Here is an 18,007-nt window from a genome sequence, read left to right as displayed (position 1 = left end):
CTAGAACCGCAGCGGCCCGCCATGGCCATGGGTTTGCCCGCGTTGGCGCACAGCCGGCGTCCAACAGCAGACAGGTGGCCCCGGGCGCAGGCCCTATAGTCGCGGAGTCACGACAAACCGTGTCATTTCACCCCCCGCGAGGAGACCGCATGACCGCCACCCCCGAGAACATCATCGTCCGCACCGAAGGCCGTGTGGGCGTCATCACCCTGAACCGCCCCAAGGCCCTGAACGCGCTGAACGACGCCCTGATGGACGAGCTGGGCGCCGCCCTCAAGGCCTTTGACGCCGACGCCGGCATCGGCTGCGTCATCATCACCGGCAGCGAAAAGGCTTTCGCTGCGGGCGCCGACATCGGCGCCATGGCCAAGTACACCTTCGCCGATGTGTACAACCGCGAATACATCACCCGCAACTGGGAAACCATCCGCACCATCCGCAAGCCGGTGATCGCCGCCGTGTCGGGCTTCGCCCTGGGTGGCGGCTGCGAGCTGGCCATGATGTGCGACTTCATCATCGCCGCCGACAACGCCAAGTTCGGCCAGCCCGAGATCAAGCTGGGCGTGATCCCCGGCGCCGGTGGCACGCAGCGCCTGCCGCGCGCCGTGGGCAAGGCCAAGGCCATGGACATGGCCCTCACCGGCCGCATGATGGACGCCACCGAAGCCGAACGCTCGGGCCTGGTCAGCCGCGTGGTGCCGCTGGACAAGCTCATGGACGAGGCCCTGGGCGCCGCGCTCACCATTTGCGAGTTCTCGCTGCCCTCGGTGATGGCCGCCAAGGAAGCCGTCAACCGCGCCTTCGAAGGCACGCTGGCCGACGGCGTGATGTTCGAGCGCCGCCTGTTCCACGCGCTGTTCGCCACCGACGACCAGAAGGAAGGCATGGCCGCCTTCATGGAAAAGCGCAAACCGGTCTTCAAGCACCAGTGATTGAACACACGCCAAAAACGTGTGTATAATGCGCGCTTCACGGCGATATAGCTCAGTTGGTTAGAGCGCAGCATTCATAATGCTGATGTCGGTGGTTCAAGTCCACCTATCGCCACCAAACCTGAAAACGGGCTCTGGCAACAGAGCCCGTTTTTTTTCGCCCCGCGCCGAACCCCATGGCCCTCAAGTCCACCATCTTCAAGGCGAACCTGCAGATCGCCGACATCGACCACGGCTACTACGCCGACCACGCCCTCACCCTGGCCCGCCACCCCAGCGAGACCGACGAGCGCATGATGGTGCGCCTGGTGGCCCTGGCCTTGCAGGCCCATGAGCTGCAAGACACCTGCGGCGGCGACGGCACCCTGGCCTTCGGTGCCGGCCTCTCCGACCCGAACGACCCCGACGCCCACCTCACCGACTTCACCGGGCGCAAGCGCGTGTGGATCGAGGTGGGCCAGCCCGAAGACAAGCCGCTGGCCAAGGCCTGCAGCCAGGCCGACGCGGTGGTGGTCTACGCCTTCTCCAGCGCCGCCGACGTGTGGTGGCGCGGCATCGAGACCAAGCTCACCCGCCTGGACCGCCTGCAGGTCTGGCGCCTGCCCACCGAAGCCGCCCCGGCCCTGGCGGCCCTGGCCGAGCGCAGCATGCAACTGCAGGCCACGGTGATGGACGGGGTGCTCACCCTCTCCAGCACACAGGGCAGCGTGAGCGTGGAGCCGCTGCGCTGGAAATGAGCCACCGCCCGGCGGCCCGGCGCAGGCGCCGCCCCCCATGCCCATGAGACAATCGCGGGCTTCTTCAGCCTCTGGATCTACACCATGAACCGCTGTTCCCCTATCGCTGCCGCCACACTGGCCCTGGGCCTGCTGGTCGCCAGCGGCGCCCACGCGCAATCTGTGCAACGGCCCTTTCCCAAAGACGCCCTGCGCGGCACCCTGACGGTGGTGCAACCGCCCTATGTGCAGATGGACGACCGCACCACGCGCCTGGCGCCCGGTGCGCGCATCCGCGGCACCGACAACAACCTGCTGCGCCCCGCCGCCCTGGTCAAGCAAGAGCTCACGGTGAACTACACCATGGACCGCAAAGGCCAGGTGCAAGAGGTGTGGGTCCTCACCGAGCAGGAAGCGCAAGAGAAGCGAGCCACGCTGGGCGTGGAGCGCAACTACCGCTTCGAGTCGCAGCAATCCCAATCGCCCTCGGTGCTCGGCACGGCCGACGCCACCCGCTGATTTCCCCTTCACGTCGCGTCCCGCCGCCCTGGCGGGCGCGGGCGCTGGCCGCGCCCACAGGAGCTTCGCCATGACCAAAAAAGTCTTCATCAAAACCTTCGGCTGCCAGATGAACGAGTACGACTCGGACAAGATGGCCGACGTGCTCGGCGCCGCCGAGGGCTTCGAGAAAACCCAAGACCCCGAAGAGGCCGACCTGATCCTCTTCAACACCTGCTCGGTGCGCGAGAAGGCACAGGAGAAGGTGTTCTCCGACCTGGGCCGCGTGAAGCACCTGAAGGAAAAGGGCGTGCTGATCGGCGTGGGCGGCTGCGTGGCCAGCCAGGAGGGGGCCGAGATCATCAAGCGCGCGCCCTTCGTGGACGTGGTGTTCGGCCCGCAGACCCTGCACCGCCTGCCCGAGATGCTCAAGGCCCGCGACCGCCTGAACCGGCCGCAGGTGGACATCAGCTTCCCCGAGATCGAGAAGTTCGACCACCTGCCCCCGGCCAAGGTGGAAGGCGCCTCGGCCTTCGTGTCGATCATGGAAGGCTGCTCGAAGTACTGCAGCTACTGCGTGGTGCCCTACACCCGGGGCGAAGAGGTGAGCCGCCCCTTCGAGGACGTGCTGGTGGAGATCGCCGGCCTGGCCGACCAGGGCGTGAAAGAGGTGACGCTGCTGGGCCAGAACGTGAACGCCTACCGCGGCGCCATGGGCGACACGAGCGAGATCGCCGACTTCGCCCTGCTGCTGGAGTACGTGGCCGACATCCCCGGCATCGAGCGCATCCGCTACACCACCAGCCACCCCAACGAGTTCACGCCGCGCCTGATCGAGGCCTACGCCAAGATCCCCAAGCTGGTGAACCACCTGCACCTGCCGGTGCAGCACGGCAGCGACAAGATCCTCATGGCCATGAAGCGCGGCTACACCGCCATGGAATACAAGAGCACCATCCGCAAGCTGCGCGCGATCCGCCCCGACATCTCCATGAGCAGCGACTTCATCGTGGGCTTCCCCGGCGAGACCGAGGACGACTTCCAGAAGATGATGAAGCTCATCACCGACATCGGCTTTGACAGCAGCTTCAGCTTCATCTTCAGCCCCCGCCCCGGCACGCCGGCGGCCAACCTGGCCGACGACACGCCGCATGAGGTCAAGCTCGCCCGCCTGCAGCACCTGCAGGCCACCATCGAAGACAACGTGCGCCGCATCAGCGCCAGCCGCGAAGGCACGGTGCAGCGCATCCTGGTGGAAGGCCCATCGCGCAAGAACGCGGCCGAGCTGATGGGCCGCACCGAGTGCAACCGCATCGTCAACTTCGACGGCGGCCCCCACAGCGCCCGCCTGGTGGGCCAGATGGTGGACGTGAAGATCACCCAGGCCCTGCCGCACTCGCTGCGCGGCGAGGTGCTGGTGCGCGAATCGGCCTGACCCTGCCCCTGTGGTGAAGGCCTCGCGCTTCTCGTTCCAGCAACTGCTGCTGGTGGCGTTCCTGTTGATCGGCGCGCTGCTGGGCACGGCGGCGCTGCGGGCGCTGTTCTCGCTGGAACAGCTCATGGACCAAAGCCGCGACGGTGCGGCGCAGGCCATTGCCTTGTCCACCGCGGCCCAGTCGCTGAGCGAGCGCAGCCTGACCATGGAGCGTGCGGCGCGGCAATCGCTGGTGCTGCGCGACCGCCTGCTGCGCCGGCGCTTCGACGAGGCCGCCACTGGCGCGCGCGACATCCTGCGCCGGCTGGGCGAGAACCAGTTGCCCGAGGAGTTCGCAGCCCCCTGGCGGGCCCAGCTCGACACCATCACCGCCCTGCTCGACGGCCCGCCCGAAACCGCCCTGGACCGCGAGCGCGAGGTGGCACGCGCCTTTCGTGAGCTGGACGGCCACACCACCGCCATCGCCCAGCAAGTGCAAAGCCTCATTGGCTCGCGCAACGAGGCGCTGCAGGCCCGCTTCGAGCGCAGCCGCCAGCAGCTCACGCAGCAGGTGGTGGGCACCATCGGCGTGGCCGCGGTGCTGGCCCTGGCCTTCGGCGTGTGGCTGGCCCGGCCGTTTCAGCGGCTGGAGAAGGCCATCGTGGGCCTGGGCGAAAACCGGCTGGACGAGGCCATCGACATCCCCGGCCCGCGCGACGTGCGCCGCGTGAGCCAGCAGCTCGAATGGCTGCGCCTGCGCCTGACCGAACTCGACGCCGACAAGGCCCGCTTCCTGCGCCACATCTCGCACGAACTCAAGACGCCGCTGGCCTCGCTGCACGAGGGCGTGGCGGTGCTGGGCGACGGCGTGGCCGGGCCGCTGAACGAGAACCAGGCCGAGGTGGTGCGCATCCTGCAGACCAACACCCAGATGCTGCAGACGCAGATCGAGGCCCTGCTGCGCTTCAACGCCGCGGCCTTCGAGGCGCGCCAGCTCAAGCGCGAGCGCACCGACCTGCGCGCCCTGCTCGAAGACCAGGTGGAGGCCCAGCGCCTGCACTGGCAGGCCCACCAGCTCAGCGTGCGGGTGGAAGGCCCCTCGGTTCGCTTGCCGGTGGACCGCGAAAAGATGGCCTCGGCCGTGGGCAACCTGCTGCTCAACGCCATCCGCTTCTCGCCGGTGGGCGGCACGGTGCGCCTGGTGCTGCTGGAGCAACCCGGTCGCCTGTGCCTGGACATCATCGACCAAGGCCCCGGCGTGGCCGAAGACGACCGCGAGCGCATCTTCGAGCCCTTCTATCGCGGCACCCACCAGCCCGAGAACGCGGTGCGCGGCACCGGCATCGGCCTGTCCATCGTGCACGAGTACGTCACCGCCCACGGCGGTCGCCTGGCCCTGCTGCGCTCGCCGCGAGGTGCCCATTTCCGCATCGAATTGCCCCATGCTGCCTGACCTCTCCCACTCCCTTGGCCGGCGACTGCTGGCCGCCGGCTGCCTGGCGCTGGCCCTGATGGCCGGCGCCCCCGCGCTGGCCCAAGACCCGCCCACCGCACCGCAACAGACCCTGGCGCCCGACGAGGGCAGCCCGGTGGACTCGCTGCTGGCCTACGCCGATCGCGTGGGCCAGTTCAGCGCGGCCGACCTGAGCACCGAAATCCTCAACCTGGGCGAGCCGGGCCAGTCGCCGCTGCGCCAGATGCAACTGGCCATTGCCCTGGGCCAGACCCACCTGCCGGTGGACACCGCACGCGCCCTGGGCCTGGTGCAGCGCGTGGCCACCAGCCCCTCGCCCGAGGCCACGCCGCTCAAGCCACTGGCCCGCCTGCTCTCGGCCCGCCTGTTCGAGCAGCGCCGCCTGGAAGACCTGCTGGACCGCCAGGCACAACAACTGCGCGACAGCCAGCGCCGCATTGACCAGCTCAACGAGCGCCTGGAGGCCATGCGCGCCATCGAGCGCAGCCTCAACCGCAGCAGCAACCGCCAGCCCACGCGCTGACCGCCACCGCCATGTCCGCCAACCCCTCCCACCGCGCCCGCTTGCTGGTTGTCGACGACGACGCCGACATGCTGCGCCTGCTGTCCATGCGCCTGGGCGCGGCCGGCTACCACGTCACCGCCGTGGGCTCGGCCGAGGCCGCCCTGTCGCAACTCGACATCGAGCGCCCGCAATTGGTCATCTCCGACGTGCGCCTGCCCGGCAAGGACGGCCTGGCCCTCTTCGAGGCGGTGCGCCAGCGCCACCCCTCGCTGCCGGTGATCCTGCTCACCGCGCACGGCACCATCCCCGACGCGGTGGAGGCCACGCGCCGTGGCGTGTTCACCTACCTCACCAAGCCCTACGACGCCAAAGAGCTGCTCGAGCGCATTTCGCAGGCCCTGGCCCTGGGCGCCCCGGCTGGCCCCAGTGCCCCCGCCGACGAGGCCTGGCGCGCCGAGATCGTGAGCCGCTCCAACCGCATGGCCGACCTGCTGGCCGAGGCGCGCATGGTGGCGCAGAGCGACGCCAGCGTGCTGCTGCGCGGCGACTCGGGCACCGGCAAGGAAATGCTGGCGCGCGCCATCCACAAGGCCAGCCCGCGCGCGGGCAAGCCCTTCGTGGCGGTGAACTGCGGCGCCATTCCCGAGGCGCTGCTGGAGTCCGAACTGTTCGGCCACGTCAAGGGCGCCTTCACCGACGCGGTGGCCAACCACAAGGGCCTGTTCCAGGCGGCCGATGGCGGCACGCTCATGCTCGACGAGATCGGCGACATGCCCCCGGCCCTGCAGGTCAAGCTGCTGCGCGTGCTGCAAGAGCGCGCGGTGCGCCCGCTGGGCTCCAGCCAGTCGGTGCCGGTGGACGTGCGGATCATTTCGGCCACCCACCGAGACCTTGAGGCCGCCATGGCCGAGGGCCAGTTCCGCGAAGACCTGTACTACCGGCTCAACGTGGTCACGCTCACGCTGCCCACCCTGGCCGAGCGGCGCGAAGACATCGCCCTGCTGGCCAACCACTTCCTGGCCAAGCTCTCGGCCAAGTACGGCAAGCGCAGCTCGGGCTTTGCGCCCGAGGCCCTCAAGGCCCTCACCATGGCCGCCTGGCCGGGCAATGTGCGCCAGCTCTACAACGTGGTGGAGCAGGTCTGCGCCCTGTCCACCACGCCCCTGGTGCCGCTGGCGCTGGTGCAGCGTGCCCTGCGCACCCCCACCACCGAGGTGCTGAGCTTCGCCGAGGCCAAGCAGCGCTTCGAGCGCGACTACCTGGTGGGCCTGCTCAAGATGACCGATGGCAACGTGGCCGACGCCGCCCGCCTGGCCCAGCGCAACCGCACCGAGTTCTATCGCCTGCTGCAAAAGCACGCCCTCACCCCCGGCCTGTTCAAAAGCGATGGCAGTGGCGCCGACGCTGTCGCCGATTTGTGACAAGAGAACATCGTTGATTTGATTGGCTTTTTTTGAGATGGCCCACCCCCTTGTCGCCGAATGGCGACAAAAACACCGGGTAAACCCTCAATTTCGCACCCCGTCACCCTTTGTCACCAGAAAAACCACGTTCAAGTCTTTGATTTGAATAGGTTTTTTTGATCTGGCACGGTGCTTGCCCTTATAGGGCATGCCCCAAGGTATTTCCCCACTCTTCATGCCCCGCGCGCTGCGGCGTGTGCTCGTGCTGGGAGCCCTGTTGGCGTGGTTTGGCGCGGCCTGCGCCCAGGCCCAGGGCTTTGACTGGGACAGCCTCACCCACCTCGCCCGGGTCCGCGCCAGCGAGGCTTATGTGGCCCCCGGCGACAAGCTGCCCGAGGCCCTGGCCACCATCAGCTACGACGGCCTGCGCGACATCCGCTTCAAGCCCGCTCGCGCCACCTGGCGCGACCAGGGCCTGCCCTTCGAGGCCCAGTACTTCCACCTGGGCCTGTACCAGAAAGAGCCGGTTCGCGTCCACGAAATCGCACCCGACGGCCAGGTGCAGCACATCGCCTACCGAAGCGACGACTTCGACTACGGTGCCAACCGCTTCGACGCCAGCACCTGGGGCGACCTGGGCCATGCCGGCTTTCGCCTGCACTACCCGCTGAACAACGCCGCCTACAAGGACGAGCTGGTGGTGTTCCTGGGCGCCAGCTACTTCCGTGCCCTGGGTGCCGGCCAGCAATATGGCCTGTCGGCCCGTGGCCTGGCCATCGACACCGTGGGCGGGCGCGGCGAGGAATTTCCGCGCTTCAGCGAGTTCTGGATTCGCCGCCCGGCCCACGACGCCACCGAGGTGACGGTGTACGCGCTGCTGGAGTCGCCGCGCGCCACCGGCGCCTACCGCTTCGTCATCCGCCCCGGCCAGCAAACCACCATGGTGGTGGGCGCGCGCGTGTTCCTGCGCGAAGGGGCCGAACCGGTGCGCACCCTGGGCATCGCCCCGCTGACCAGCATGTTCCTCTCGGGCGAAAACCAGCCCCTGCCCGGCGACTTCCGCCCCGAGGTGCACGACTCGGACGGCCTGATGATCGCCACCGGCGAAGGCGAGTGGCTGTGGCGCCCTCTGCAGCGCCCGCGCGCCATCCAGGTCAACTCCTTCTCCACCACCCACCCGCGCGGCTTCGGCCTGATGCAGCGCGACCGCGCCTTCAGCAGCTACGAAGACGTGGAAGCCCGCTACGAGCGCCGGCCCAGCGCCTGGGTGAAGCCCATCGGCGACTGGGGCCCGGGCCGCGTGGAGCTGGTGCAGTTGCCCACGCCCGACGAAACGCACGACAACATCGTGGCCTATTGGGTGCCCGAGCGCCTGCCAGAGCCGGGCCAGGCCCTGGAACTGAGCTACGAGCTGGCCTGGCAGGGCGACACGCAGCAGCGCCCGCCCTCGGCTTGGGTCACGCAGACCCGCCGTGGCCACGGCTACACCCGCCTCAGCCCGGCCGAGCAGGCCGCGCAACCGCAGTTCGTGCTCGATTTCGCCGGCCCCGCGCTGGACGCACTGCCCTCCGGCGCACCCGTTCGCGTGGTGGCCACGGCCAACGCCAACGGCCGGGTGATCGACGCCCGCGCCTACCCCAACCCTGCCACGCGCACCTGGCGAGTGAGCCTGCGCGTGGTGCGCATCGACCCCAACCAGCCGGTTGAGCTGCGCGCCTTTCTTCAACACCTCAACGACACCGTGAGCGAAACATGGACACATCTGCTCCTGCCCGAGTGACTCCCGCCCGCAGCCCGCTGCGCGAGGAGCGCCATCCGAACGCGGTGACCGCCCCGCCCATCCACCGGGGCTCGATGGTGCCGCGCCCCTGGCGCGGCTTCTGGAACAGCGTGGGCACCGCCGCGCTGAGCCTGGCGCACCGCCTGCTGCCGCCCTTTGGTGGCCAGCGCGCCGCGCGCCCGGTGGTCTCAAGCCGCGAGCGCGCCATCAACTGGCGCCGCAATGTGTTCGCGCTGCTGTCGGTGTTGAGCACGGTGCTGGCGGCCTGGCTGTTCGCCGACGCCCAGCCCGACCACGAAAACACCTGGCTGCAGATGGGCCAGTTGGCGCTGTTCACCGTGCTGTCGGCCTGGGTGGTCACCGGCTTCGTGACCGCGCTCATGGGCTTCTGGGTGCTGCTGCGCGGCGACCCGTACACCCTGCGCGCCGCGTCGGTGAAAGACCGCCCGATGGACACCGATTCGCGCACGGCCATCATCATGCCGATCTGCAACGAAGACGTGTCCACCGTGTTCGCCGGCCTGCGCGCCACCTGCGAATCGCTGGCCGCTACCGGCCACGCGCGACAGTTCGACGTGTTCGTGCTGTCTGACAGCTTTGACCCCGAGATCGTGCGCGCCGAGCGCGCCGCCTGGGAGGCCCTGCGTGGCGCCCTGGCCGCCCAGCAGGAACTGCCCCCGATCGAGGTGTACTACCGCCTGCGCAAGCGCCGCACCCACCGCAAGGCCGGCAACGTGGCCGACTTCTGCCGCCGCTGGGGCAAGGACTACGACTACATGGTCGTGCTCGACGCCGACAGCGTGATGAGCGGCGACTGCCTGGTCTCCATGGTCAAGCTCATGGACGCCAACCCCAAGGCTGGCATCGTCCAGACCGCCACCCAGGCCATCGGCCACGCCACCCTGCACGCCCGCGCGCAGCAGTTCGCCTCGCGCGTGACCGGCCGCCTGTTCACCCTGGGCATGCAGTTCTGGCAGCTCAGCGAATCGCACTACTGGGGCCACAACGCCATCATCCGCGTGGACGCCTTCATGAAGCACTGCGCGCTGGCCCCCATCGCCGGCACCGGCGGCATGTCGGGCGGCATCATGTCGCACGACTTCGTCGAGGCCGCGCTGATGCGCCGCGCCGGCTACCACGTGTGGCTGGTCTCCGACCTCAAGGGCAGCTACGAGCAGCAGCCACCCGACCTGCTGAGCGAGCTGCAGCGCGACCGCCGCTGGTGCCAGGGCAACCTGCAAAACGCCCGCCTGATGGCTGAGCCCGGCCTGCACCGCGTGCACCGCACCATGTTCGCCATCGGCGCCATGTCCTACATCTCGGCGCCGCTGTGGCTGGGCTTCCTGGCCATTGGCACCGCGCTGTGGGTGGCCGAGGCCGGCACCGTGCCCCAGTGGGACGCCATTCCCACCGAAATGCGCGGCCTGTGGGCCTGGACGCTGACCATGCTGTTCATGCCCCGCGTGCTGGGCCTGGTGGCGGTGTTCATGAAGGGTGAGCAAAAGCAGTTCGGCGGCCCCTTGGTGCTGCTGGGCAGCATGGCGGTGGAAACCGTGCTGGCCATCCTGCAAGCGCCCATTCGCATGCTGGCGCACTCGCTGTTCGTGCTGGTGGCCGTGACCGGCATCAAGCTCGACTGGAAATCGCCCCCCCGCGAGGCCACCGGCATTGCCTGGGGCGACGCGGCCACCCGCCTGGCCCCCATGACCAGCGTGATCGGCCTGCTGGCCGTGGTGGTGGCCGCCATCAGCCCGCCGGCCCTACTGTGGATGGCCCCGGTGGCCCTGCCGCTTCTGCTGTCCGTGCCACTGACCGTGATCACCAGCCACGTGGAGTTCGGTGCCTGGATGCGCTCGCAGGGCATGCTGCTGATCCCGGAGGAATCGTGGTCACCAGCGGTGCTTCGCCGTGCCTGGCGCCACGCCAGCCGCCTGGCGTTGAAGGCAGCTTGATCGGGGCTACCCCCATCGTTCACTCCAACAACGGCCCTTCGGGGCCGTTGGCGTTTCAGGCGTCGGGCGGTGGATGCAAGTACCGCTGGTCCGACCAGGTGGCCAGCCACTGCGGCACAAAGGCCACGAACACGGCCGCCATCAAGCCGGTGAGGAAGGCATCGCCCCAGGCCATGAGCCAGCGCGCCACCAAGGCCTGCTCAGACGATTCCACGCCCGATGCCCACTGCAAGCCCGCCAGCATCAGCCCACTGCCAAACACCGCCACCGCCGTGCCCAGAAAGCCCCGGCCCAAGGTGTAGACAAACGGATTGGGCGGCAACCAGCGCCGCAGCGCCGCCCCAATGCCCAGCGCCAGCGTGGCCGGCACGATGCCGATCCACACCCACTGCGCCAACACCGCCTCCAGCGGCGCCTGGCCCAGCGCGTACACCAGCAAGGCAATGGCGCTGAGTTCCAGCACGGCCAGGGGCCAGCCCAACATGAGCAAGAGCAGGCTCGCGCCCGAGAACTGCACCTGCAAGCCCTGGGGCAGGTGCTGGGGCAGCAGCCACAGCAAAGGCAGAAACACCAGGGCCGCGAGCGCGGGGGTGAGCAGCGGGCCGGCCAGCATGCGCCAGGGCCGCAGGGACAAGGCCGCCAGCAAGGCCGCGCCCCCCAAGATGGACTCAATCCAGAACAACATGGCCGTCAGAGCGACGCGAGCCGTTGGCCCACGCGGGCGGGTCAGCCCATGCCGGGCAGCTTGGGCATGCCCTTCATGCCGCCCATGCGCTTCATCATCTTCATCAGGCCGCCGCCCTTCATCTTCTTCATCATCTCCTGCATCTGCTCGAATTCCTTGAGCAGGCGGTTGACCTCTTGCACTTGCACGCCCGCACCAGCGGCAATGCGGCGCTTGCGCGTAGCCTTGATGATCTCGGGCTTGCGGCGCTCGGCGGCGGTCATGCTGCAGATGATGCCTTCCTTGCGGCGAATGTCTTTCTCGGCGCGGGTGAGGTCGGCCTCGCTGGCCTTGGCGGCCATGCCGGTGGGCAGCTTGTCCATCAGGCTGGAGAGGCCACCCATCTGCTTCATCTGGCGAATCTGGTCCAGGAAGTCGTTCAGGTCAAAGCCTTGGCCGCTCTTGACCTTGGCCGCCAGCTTCTGGGCCGCGGCCATGTCCACGCCAGCCGACACCTGCTCCACCAGGGCCAGGATGTCGCCCATGCCCAGCACGCGTTGCGCGTGGCGCTCGGCGTCGAACACCTCCAGGCCGTCAATCTTTTCGGACACGCCGGCGAACTTGATCGGCGCACCCGTGACCTGGCGCACCGACAAGGCCGCGCCACCGCGCGAATCGCCGTCGAGCTTGGTGAGCACGATGCCGGTGAGCGGCAACGCCTCTTTGAACGCCCGGGCGGTGTTGATGGCGTCCTGGCCCTGCATGGCGTCCACCACGAACAGCGTCTCCACCGGATTGAGCGCGGCGTGCAGTTCCTGGATCTCGCGCATCAGCGCCTCGTCGATCGCCAGGCGACCCGCCGTGTCCACCAGCAGCACATCGAAGTAGTGGCGGCGGGCGTGGTCCAACGCGGCGCGGGCAATGTCCAGCGGCTTCTGGTCGGGCGAGCTGGGGAACCACTCGGCGCCGGCCTGGGCCGTCACGGTCTTGAGCTGCTCGATGGCGGCGGGACGGTACACGTCACCCGACACGGTGAGCACCTTCTTCTTGCGCTTCTCGATCAGGTGCTTGGCCAGCTTGGCGGTGGTGGTGGTCTTGCCCGCGCCCTGCAGGCCGGCCATCAGGATCACCGCCGGCGGCTGCGCGGCCAGGTTGATGTCGGCCACGCCCTCGCCCATGGTGGCGGCCAACTCGCGGTTGACAATGCCCACCAGCGCCTGCCCCGGCGTGAGCGAGCCCACCACCTCGGCGCCCAAGGCCTTTTCTTTCACGCGCGCAATGAAATCGCGCACGACCGGCAAGGCCACATCGGCCTCCAGCAGGGCCATGCGCACCTCGCGCAGCATGTCGGTGACGTTGCTTTCGGTGATGCGCGCCTGACCGCGCATTTCCTTGACGATGCGGGATAGGCGTTCGGAGAGGGCTGAGGCCATGCTGCGCTCGGGTTGGATCGAAGAAGCCGCGTGCCCCGGCCGACGCGGCGGCCACCAAGGGGGCGAGAGAGCGGAAGGGAGGCCGCCACCGGCTCACGGACGGAGCAGACTGGGCCGTTAAACTGTGCGGATCATTTTAGCCGCGCCGCCCCGCCTGCGATGGCGCGGTCCACCGTCACCATGAGCATGGTTTCCGCCCTCTCCCACCACCTGCCCGCCACCCTGTCGGCTGGCGCCGCTGCGCTGGCCTATGCGGTGCTGGCGGGTGCGCACACCCGCCTGACGCCCGCCAGCGCCCGGCAGGTGATGCTGCTGGCCTGGGGTCTGCACCTGCTCACCCTCGTGCTGAGCCTGTTCGCCACCCCGGCGCGCTTCGGTTTTGCCCCGGCGCTGTCGGTCACGGGCTGGCTGGTGCTCACGGTCTACCTGATCGAGAGCCGCCTCTACCCGCAGCTCAAGGCACGTTGGACACTGGCGGTGCTGGGCACGCTGGTGGTCTTGCTGGCCCTGGTGTTCCCGGGCGCCCCCTACCCGGCCCTCGGCTCGGCCTGGCTGCCTCTGCACTGGGCGCTGGGCATTGCCTCTTATGGGTTGATCGCCACCGCCGTGGCCCACGCCTGGCTCATGCAGCGCGCCGAGCGCGCCATGCGCGCCGGCTTGTCCACCGAGGCCGACATGCCCCTGCTCACGCTGGAGCGCCTGACCTTCCGCTTCGTCGGTGCCGGCTTCGTGGTGCTGGGCGCCACCCTGCTGGCGGGCTGGTGGTTCTCCGAAGGCCTGGTGCACCGCTGGGTGTGGAACCACAAGACCGTGTTCTCGGTGCTGGCCTGGCTCACCATGGGCGTGCTGCTGCTGGGACGCTGGCGCCTGGGCTGGCGCGGTCGCACCGCCGTGCGCACCCTCTACCTGGGGGCCGGTTTCCTGCTGCTGGGTTACGCTGGATCGCGCTTTGTGCTTGAGGTTCTGCTGCAGCGCGCCTGAGCCCACACCCGACAACATCCAACATGAAATACCTCCTCGTGCTGGCCGTGGTCATGGTGGCCGTCTATGTGTGGCGCCAAAACCGCCGCGCCGACATCGAGGCCCAGCGCCCCGAGCCGCCACGACAGCCGCCCAAGGCGCCCCAGACGCCCCAGACGCCCCAGACGCCCCAGACGCCATCGATGATGGTCACCTGCCTGCACTGCGGCACGCACCTGCCCCCAACAGAAGCGGCAAAGGGACACCTGGGCTGGTATTGCGGCGACGAGCACCGGCGACTGCACGGTGACCGCGCGGCCTGAGCCCTTCCAGCGCCATGGCCAAGGACAACAGCACCCAGTTCGCCCCCTCCTGGTACTCGGCATTTGGTGCCACGGAGCACGACGGCCCCTTTCAACACACGCGGGCCTTTGCGCGGCTGTGGCGCGCCTTCATGCGGGCGCGGCTCATCGTGGCGATGGTGCTGCTGGCCTTGCAACTCTTTCTGCAAGTCAACGGCGGCAACCCCAATTTGCAGGAAGGCCCGCCCTGGCTGAGCGTGGTGGTGGGGCTGTACTTGGCCAACTGTCTGCTCATGCTTCGGCGCGGGCGTCCCCTGGATCAGAACCGATCGGCCACGCTGCAATGGCTGCTGACCGTTGGCATCGACATCGTGGTCTTCATGCTGCTGCAGGTGTTCCAGGCAGGTGGCATCAACTACACCCTGCTGTTCGCCCTGCCGGTGCTGCTCACGTCCATCCTGGGCTCGCAGACTCTCGGTCTGGGTGCGGCGGCGGCGGTGACCATCTGCCTGCTGGGCGACGCCTGGCTCGGCGGGCCGGCCGACGTCAGCACCATGCGCCTGCTGCAAACGGCCCTGGCTGGTACGGGGTTTTTCCTGGTGTCGGTGCTGGCGCATCAGCTCGCTGTGCGCCTGGCCCGAGAAGAGGCGCTGTCGGCCAGCAGCCAAGCCGCGGCCCGCACCCAGGCCCAGGTGAACGAACTGGTGATCGAAAGCCTGAGCGTGGGCGTTCTGGTGGTTGACCCGCACGGTGTGGTGCGCAGCGCCAACCCGGCCGCACTGCAAATGCTCATTGGCGAAAACTTCCCAGCAGGCGCGCGGCTGCTGCTGTCCGCCAGAACCGCGTGGACCCACCTGGCAGCCCTGGTGCAGCAAACCTTTCTGATGGGTCAGGCACTTGAAGTCGAGACCGACATCGAGCACGAGGCCCGGCCCATCCAGCGGGTGCACGCCCGCACCCGCCTGACCACGCTTGATGGCCAAGGTAGCGGCCTGTGCGTGCTCTTTCTGGAAGACCTGCGCGAAGTCGAGGCACGGGTGCGCACCGAAAAGCTGGCGTCCATGGGGCGCATGTCGGCGGCCGTGGCCCACGAAATCCGCAACCCCCTCACCGCCATCACCCAGGCCAACGCCCTGCTGGACGAAGAAGTGAAAGAGGCCACGCAGAAACGCCTCACTCGCATGATCGAGCAGAACGCGTCTCGCCTGTCGCGCATCGTCGATGACATCCTCAACGTGGCACGGGCCCAGCCCAACCCCGGCGAAGGCCTGGCGCCGCGCCTGCCACTGGACTTGGCGGTGCGACACGTCTGCACGGAATGGTCGACACAAAACCAGGCCCAGGGCCGCTTCGCCATGCACCTTCACTCGCCCAAGGCCCTGGTGGAGTTCGACCCCGAGCACCTGCGCCGGCTGCTGGTGAACCTGCTCGACAACGCCGCCAAACACGCCAGCACGGCACCAGGGGCCATTCGGGTGATCAGCCAGCCCAGCGGGCCAGAGCATGTGCGCCTGTCGGTGTGGAGCAATGGCGCGCCCTTGGAGACCTCGGTGCAACGCCACCTGTTCGAACCCTTCTTTTCGTCAGAGAGTCGCTCCAGCGGCCTGGGCCTCTACATCTGCCGCGAGCTGTGCGAACGGTATGGCGCCAAGATCGCCTACCAACGCACCCAGCTTGACCAGCAGGAAGGCAATGAGTTCTTCGCCGTGCTGCCCCTGGCCGGCTGGTCCGAGCGCCAGGCGCGGGCGCAGCGCCACACAGAGCCCGGTGCGCTGGACTCGCGCTTCGGCGCGACCACCGTGTTCGACCCCTCGCCTTCAAACCGCCCCCCCCTGGGCGCCGCCTGACCGCATGACCGCCTCATCCAGCGCCTCCATCCTGGTCGTGGACGACGAGCCCGACCTGCGCACCCTGTACGAACTCACCTTGCTGCGAGAAGGCCACGCCGTGACCACCGCCGGCAACCTCAGTGAAGCGCGTGAACACCTGCGTCTGCAGCGCTTTGATGTGCTCATCTCCGACATGCGCCTGCCCGATGGCCTGGGCCTGCAACTGTTGCGCGAAGTGGCTGACGCCCAGCGCACCGAAAAGGCCATCGTGATCACGGCACATGGCTCGGCCGAGAACGCCGTGGAGTCCTTGAAAGCCGGTGCCTTCGACTACCTCACCAAGCCAGTGGATCTCAAACAACTGCGCGGCGCCGTGAGCGCCGCCCTGCAAAGCCAGCGCACGCCCCTGGCCAGCGCGGCTGGTGGCGCCGCGCTGCGCAGCGCCCCACCACCACCTGCCGGCGTGGCCTCGCTGGCGCGCATCGTGGGCAGCTCGCCCAGCGTGGTGCAGATCAAGGCCCGCATCGAGAAAGTGGCCACCAGCATGGCCCCCGTGCTCATCCTGGGCGAATCGGGCACCGGCAAGGAACTGGTGGCGCGCGCCGTGCACGAGTGCAGCCACCGCGCCAGCGGACCGTTCATCGCGGTGAACTGCGGCGCCATCCCCGAAAACCTGATCGAGGCCGAGTTCTTCGGCGCGCGCAAGGGCGCCTACACCGGCGCCACCGCCGACCGCGAGGGCTATTTCCAGGCCGCGCGCGGCGGCACGCTGTTCCTCGACGAAATCGGCGACCTGCCCTTGGCCATGCAAGCCAAGCTGCTGCGCGTCATTCAAGAGCGGCGTGTGCGCGCCCTGGGCGGCGTGCAGGAAGAAGCCGTGGACGTGCGCCTGATCAGCGCCACCCACCGCGACCTGCCCACGCAGGTGCAGGCCGGGCTGTTCCGGCAAGACCTGTTTTATCGGCTCAACGTCATTGGCCTGCGCACCCCCCCGTTGCGCGAACGGCGCGAAGACCTGCCCTTGCTGGTGGATGCCCTGCTCGCGCGCCTGTGCGCCGAGAGCGGGCAGGCGCTGCCCTCGGTGTCGGCCAATGCCATGGCCTGGCTGCGGCAACGCGAACTGCCCGGGAATGTGCGCGAGCTGGAAAACCTGCTGCAGCGCGCCCTGGCCCTGAGCAGCGGCGACACCCTGCAGCCAGAAGACTTCGGCGAGGTCGAGCACACCGACTTCATGCCCACACAGCCGGCCCAACAGCACGAGGCCGAATCGGATACCGTGGCCAGCGCGTCCTTGGGCCAGGCAACGGTGGACTCAGACGACCTTCCCAGCGACCTGCAGCGCTACCTCGACGAACAGGAACGCCAGGTGCTGCTCAAGGCGCTTCGCGAAACCGACTTCAACCGCACCGCTGCCGCTGCGCGCCTGGGCCTGAACCTGCGGCAGATGCGCTACCGCATCCAGCGCCTGGGCATCGCCATGCCAGGGCAGGAAAGCGATGACGACACGAACTGAAACCCAGGCCTGGGACGGCGGCTGGCTGCGCGAGGCCCGCCGTTGCCCATCGCCCAACTTTGGTCCACGGCCCGCCGGGGCGTCTATCGACCTGATCGTGCTGCACTCCATCAGCCTGCCCCCTGGCCAGTATGGTGGCCCCGAGGTAGAGCAGCTTTTCACCAATCGCCTCGACTGGGACGCCCACCCCTACTTCCAGCAGATCCGCGGCGTGGAGGTCTCGGCCCACTTCTTCATTCGTCGCAACGGTGAACTGGTGCAGTTCGTCGATGCCGACGCCCGCGCCTGGCACGCCGGTGCCTCTTGCTGGCGAGGCCGACACAACTGCAACGACGACTCGGTCGGCATTGAACTCGAAGGCCTGGAGGGCGACACCTTCGAGCCCGCGCAGTACCAGGCGCTGGCACGCCTGTGCCGCCACCTGGCCCAACGCTACCCCATCGAACACGTGGCTGGGCATGAGCACATTGCCCCAGGCCGCAAACTCGACCCGGGTCCCGGCTTCGATTGGGCATACCTGCAACAGGCACTGGCCTGGAGCAAAAAATTTTTTCCACCTGCCACCCAGGCGCAGGCCAGCGACCGCACCGCCACCTGAGGTCACGCGCTCTAACACCGATGCCCAATGGCCA

Annotated in this window: 16 protein-coding genes and 1 tRNA gene; 15 read left to right on the top strand and 2 right to left on the bottom strand. The window is 68.5% G+C overall.

Going from position 1 to position 18,007, the window contains the following annotated elements:
- Positions 1–149: 149 nt before the first annotated feature.
- From ACE3RQ_RS03975 to mdoH, 10 genes are all read left to right on the top strand, one after another.
- Positions 150–932: an enoyl-CoA hydratase gene (locus ACE3RQ_RS03975; protein ID WP_374520140.1), complete on the top strand. Its 783-nt coding sequence runs from the start codon at positions 150–152 to the stop codon at positions 930–932.
- 41 nt (positions 933–973) lie between these two features.
- Positions 974–1,050 (top strand) — tRNA-Met (locus ACE3RQ_RS03970).
- Positions 1,051–1,108: 58 nt separating this feature from the next.
- Positions 1,109–1,669 (top strand): YaeQ family protein, encoded by a 561-nt coding sequence (locus tag ACE3RQ_RS03965; RefSeq protein WP_374520138.1) that lies wholly within the window; start codon positions 1,109–1,111, stop codon positions 1,667–1,669.
- A gap of 84 nt (positions 1,670–1,753) precedes the next feature.
- Positions 1,754–2,167, top strand: a complete 414-nt coding sequence (locus ACE3RQ_RS03960; protein ID WP_374520136.1) for a hypothetical protein — start codon at positions 1,754–1,756, stop codon at positions 2,165–2,167.
- Between the two features lie 70 nt (positions 2,168–2,237).
- On the top strand, positions 2,238–3,581 hold the full coding sequence (miaB, locus tag ACE3RQ_RS03955) for a tRNA (N6-isopentenyl adenosine(37)-C2)-methylthiotransferase MiaB (protein ID WP_374520134.1): 1,344 nt from the start codon (positions 2,238–2,240) through the stop codon (positions 3,579–3,581).
- 13 nt (positions 3,582–3,594) lie between these two features.
- Entirely contained in the window at positions 3,595–5,013 is a 1,419-nt protein-coding gene (locus tag ACE3RQ_RS03950; protein ID WP_374520132.1) for a sensor histidine kinase, read from the top strand.
- On the top strand, positions 5,003–5,557 hold the full coding sequence (locus ACE3RQ_RS03945) for a hypothetical protein (protein ID WP_374520131.1): 555 nt from the start codon (positions 5,003–5,005) through the stop codon (positions 5,555–5,557). The genes ACE3RQ_RS03950 and ACE3RQ_RS03945 overlap by 11 nt, the downstream gene beginning before the upstream one ends.
- A gap of 11 nt (positions 5,558–5,568) precedes the next feature.
- The gene (locus tag ACE3RQ_RS03940; protein WP_374520129.1) at positions 5,569–6,960 is read left to right on the top strand and encodes a sigma 54-interacting transcriptional regulator; all 1,392 of its coding nucleotides are present in this window, start codon (positions 5,569–5,571) and stop codon (positions 6,958–6,960) included.
- Between the two features lie 217 nt (positions 6,961–7,177).
- On the top strand, positions 7,178–8,722 hold the full coding sequence (locus tag ACE3RQ_RS03935) for a glucan biosynthesis protein G (RefSeq protein WP_374520127.1): 1,545 nt from the start codon (positions 7,178–7,180) through the stop codon (positions 8,720–8,722).
- Complete coding sequence (gene mdoH / locus ACE3RQ_RS03930; RefSeq protein WP_374520125.1) at positions 8,695–10,674, top strand: glucans biosynthesis glucosyltransferase MdoH; 1,980 nt, start codon at positions 8,695–8,697, stop codon at positions 10,672–10,674. Before ACE3RQ_RS03935 ends, mdoH begins: the two co-directional genes overlap by 28 nt.
- Positions 10,675–10,729: 55 nt before the next feature.
- Here the strand turns inward: mdoH and ACE3RQ_RS03925 are convergent, their stop codons facing one another.
- Both ACE3RQ_RS03925 and ffh read right to left on the bottom strand, forming a co-directional pair.
- Complete coding sequence (locus tag ACE3RQ_RS03925) at positions 10,730–11,359, bottom strand: hypothetical protein (RefSeq protein ID WP_374520123.1); 630 nt, start codon at positions 11,357–11,359, stop codon at positions 10,730–10,732.
- 41 nt (positions 11,360–11,400) lie between these two features.
- Positions 11,401–12,771, bottom strand: coding sequence for a signal recognition particle protein (gene ffh / locus ACE3RQ_RS03920; protein WP_374520121.1), 1,371 nt, complete (start codon positions 12,769–12,771; stop codon positions 11,401–11,403).
- A gap of 186 nt (positions 12,772–12,957) precedes the next feature.
- On the opposite strand from ffh, the gene ACE3RQ_RS03915 reads away from it, so the two are divergent.
- From ACE3RQ_RS03915 to ampD, 5 genes are read left to right on the top strand one after another with little or no spacing between them, the layout of a single operon-like run.
- Positions 12,958–13,752: an inner membrane protein YpjD gene (locus ACE3RQ_RS03915; protein WP_374520526.1), complete on the top strand. Its 795-nt coding sequence runs from the start codon at positions 12,958–12,960 to the stop codon at positions 13,750–13,752.
- Between the two features lie 23 nt (positions 13,753–13,775).
- On the top strand, positions 13,776–14,054 hold the full coding sequence (locus tag ACE3RQ_RS03910; protein ID WP_374520119.1) for a PP0621 family protein: 279 nt from the start codon (positions 13,776–13,778) through the stop codon (positions 14,052–14,054).
- A 14-nt stretch (positions 14,055–14,068) separates the two neighbouring features.
- Complete coding sequence (locus tag ACE3RQ_RS03905) at positions 14,069–15,880, top strand: PAS domain-containing sensor histidine kinase (protein WP_374520117.1); 1,812 nt, start codon at positions 14,069–14,071, stop codon at positions 15,878–15,880.
- Positions 15,881–15,884: 4 nt separating this feature from the next.
- Entirely contained in the window at positions 15,885–17,375 is a 1,491-nt protein-coding gene (locus tag ACE3RQ_RS03900) for a sigma-54-dependent transcriptional regulator (RefSeq protein ID WP_374520115.1), read from the top strand.
- Complete coding sequence (gene ampD / locus ACE3RQ_RS03895) at positions 17,359–17,973, top strand: 1,6-anhydro-N-acetylmuramyl-L-alanine amidase AmpD (RefSeq protein WP_374520113.1); 615 nt, start codon at positions 17,359–17,361, stop codon at positions 17,971–17,973. The genes ACE3RQ_RS03900 and ampD overlap by 17 nt, the downstream gene beginning before the upstream one ends.
- Positions 17,974–18,007: the final 34 nt, after the last annotated feature.

This window comes from Hydrogenophaga sp., assembly GCF_041913525.1.
Lineage (GTDB): Bacteria > Pseudomonadota > Gammaproteobacteria > Burkholderiales > Burkholderiaceae_C > Hydrogenophaga.
This window is presented reverse-complemented; position numbering and strand designations above follow the sequence as displayed.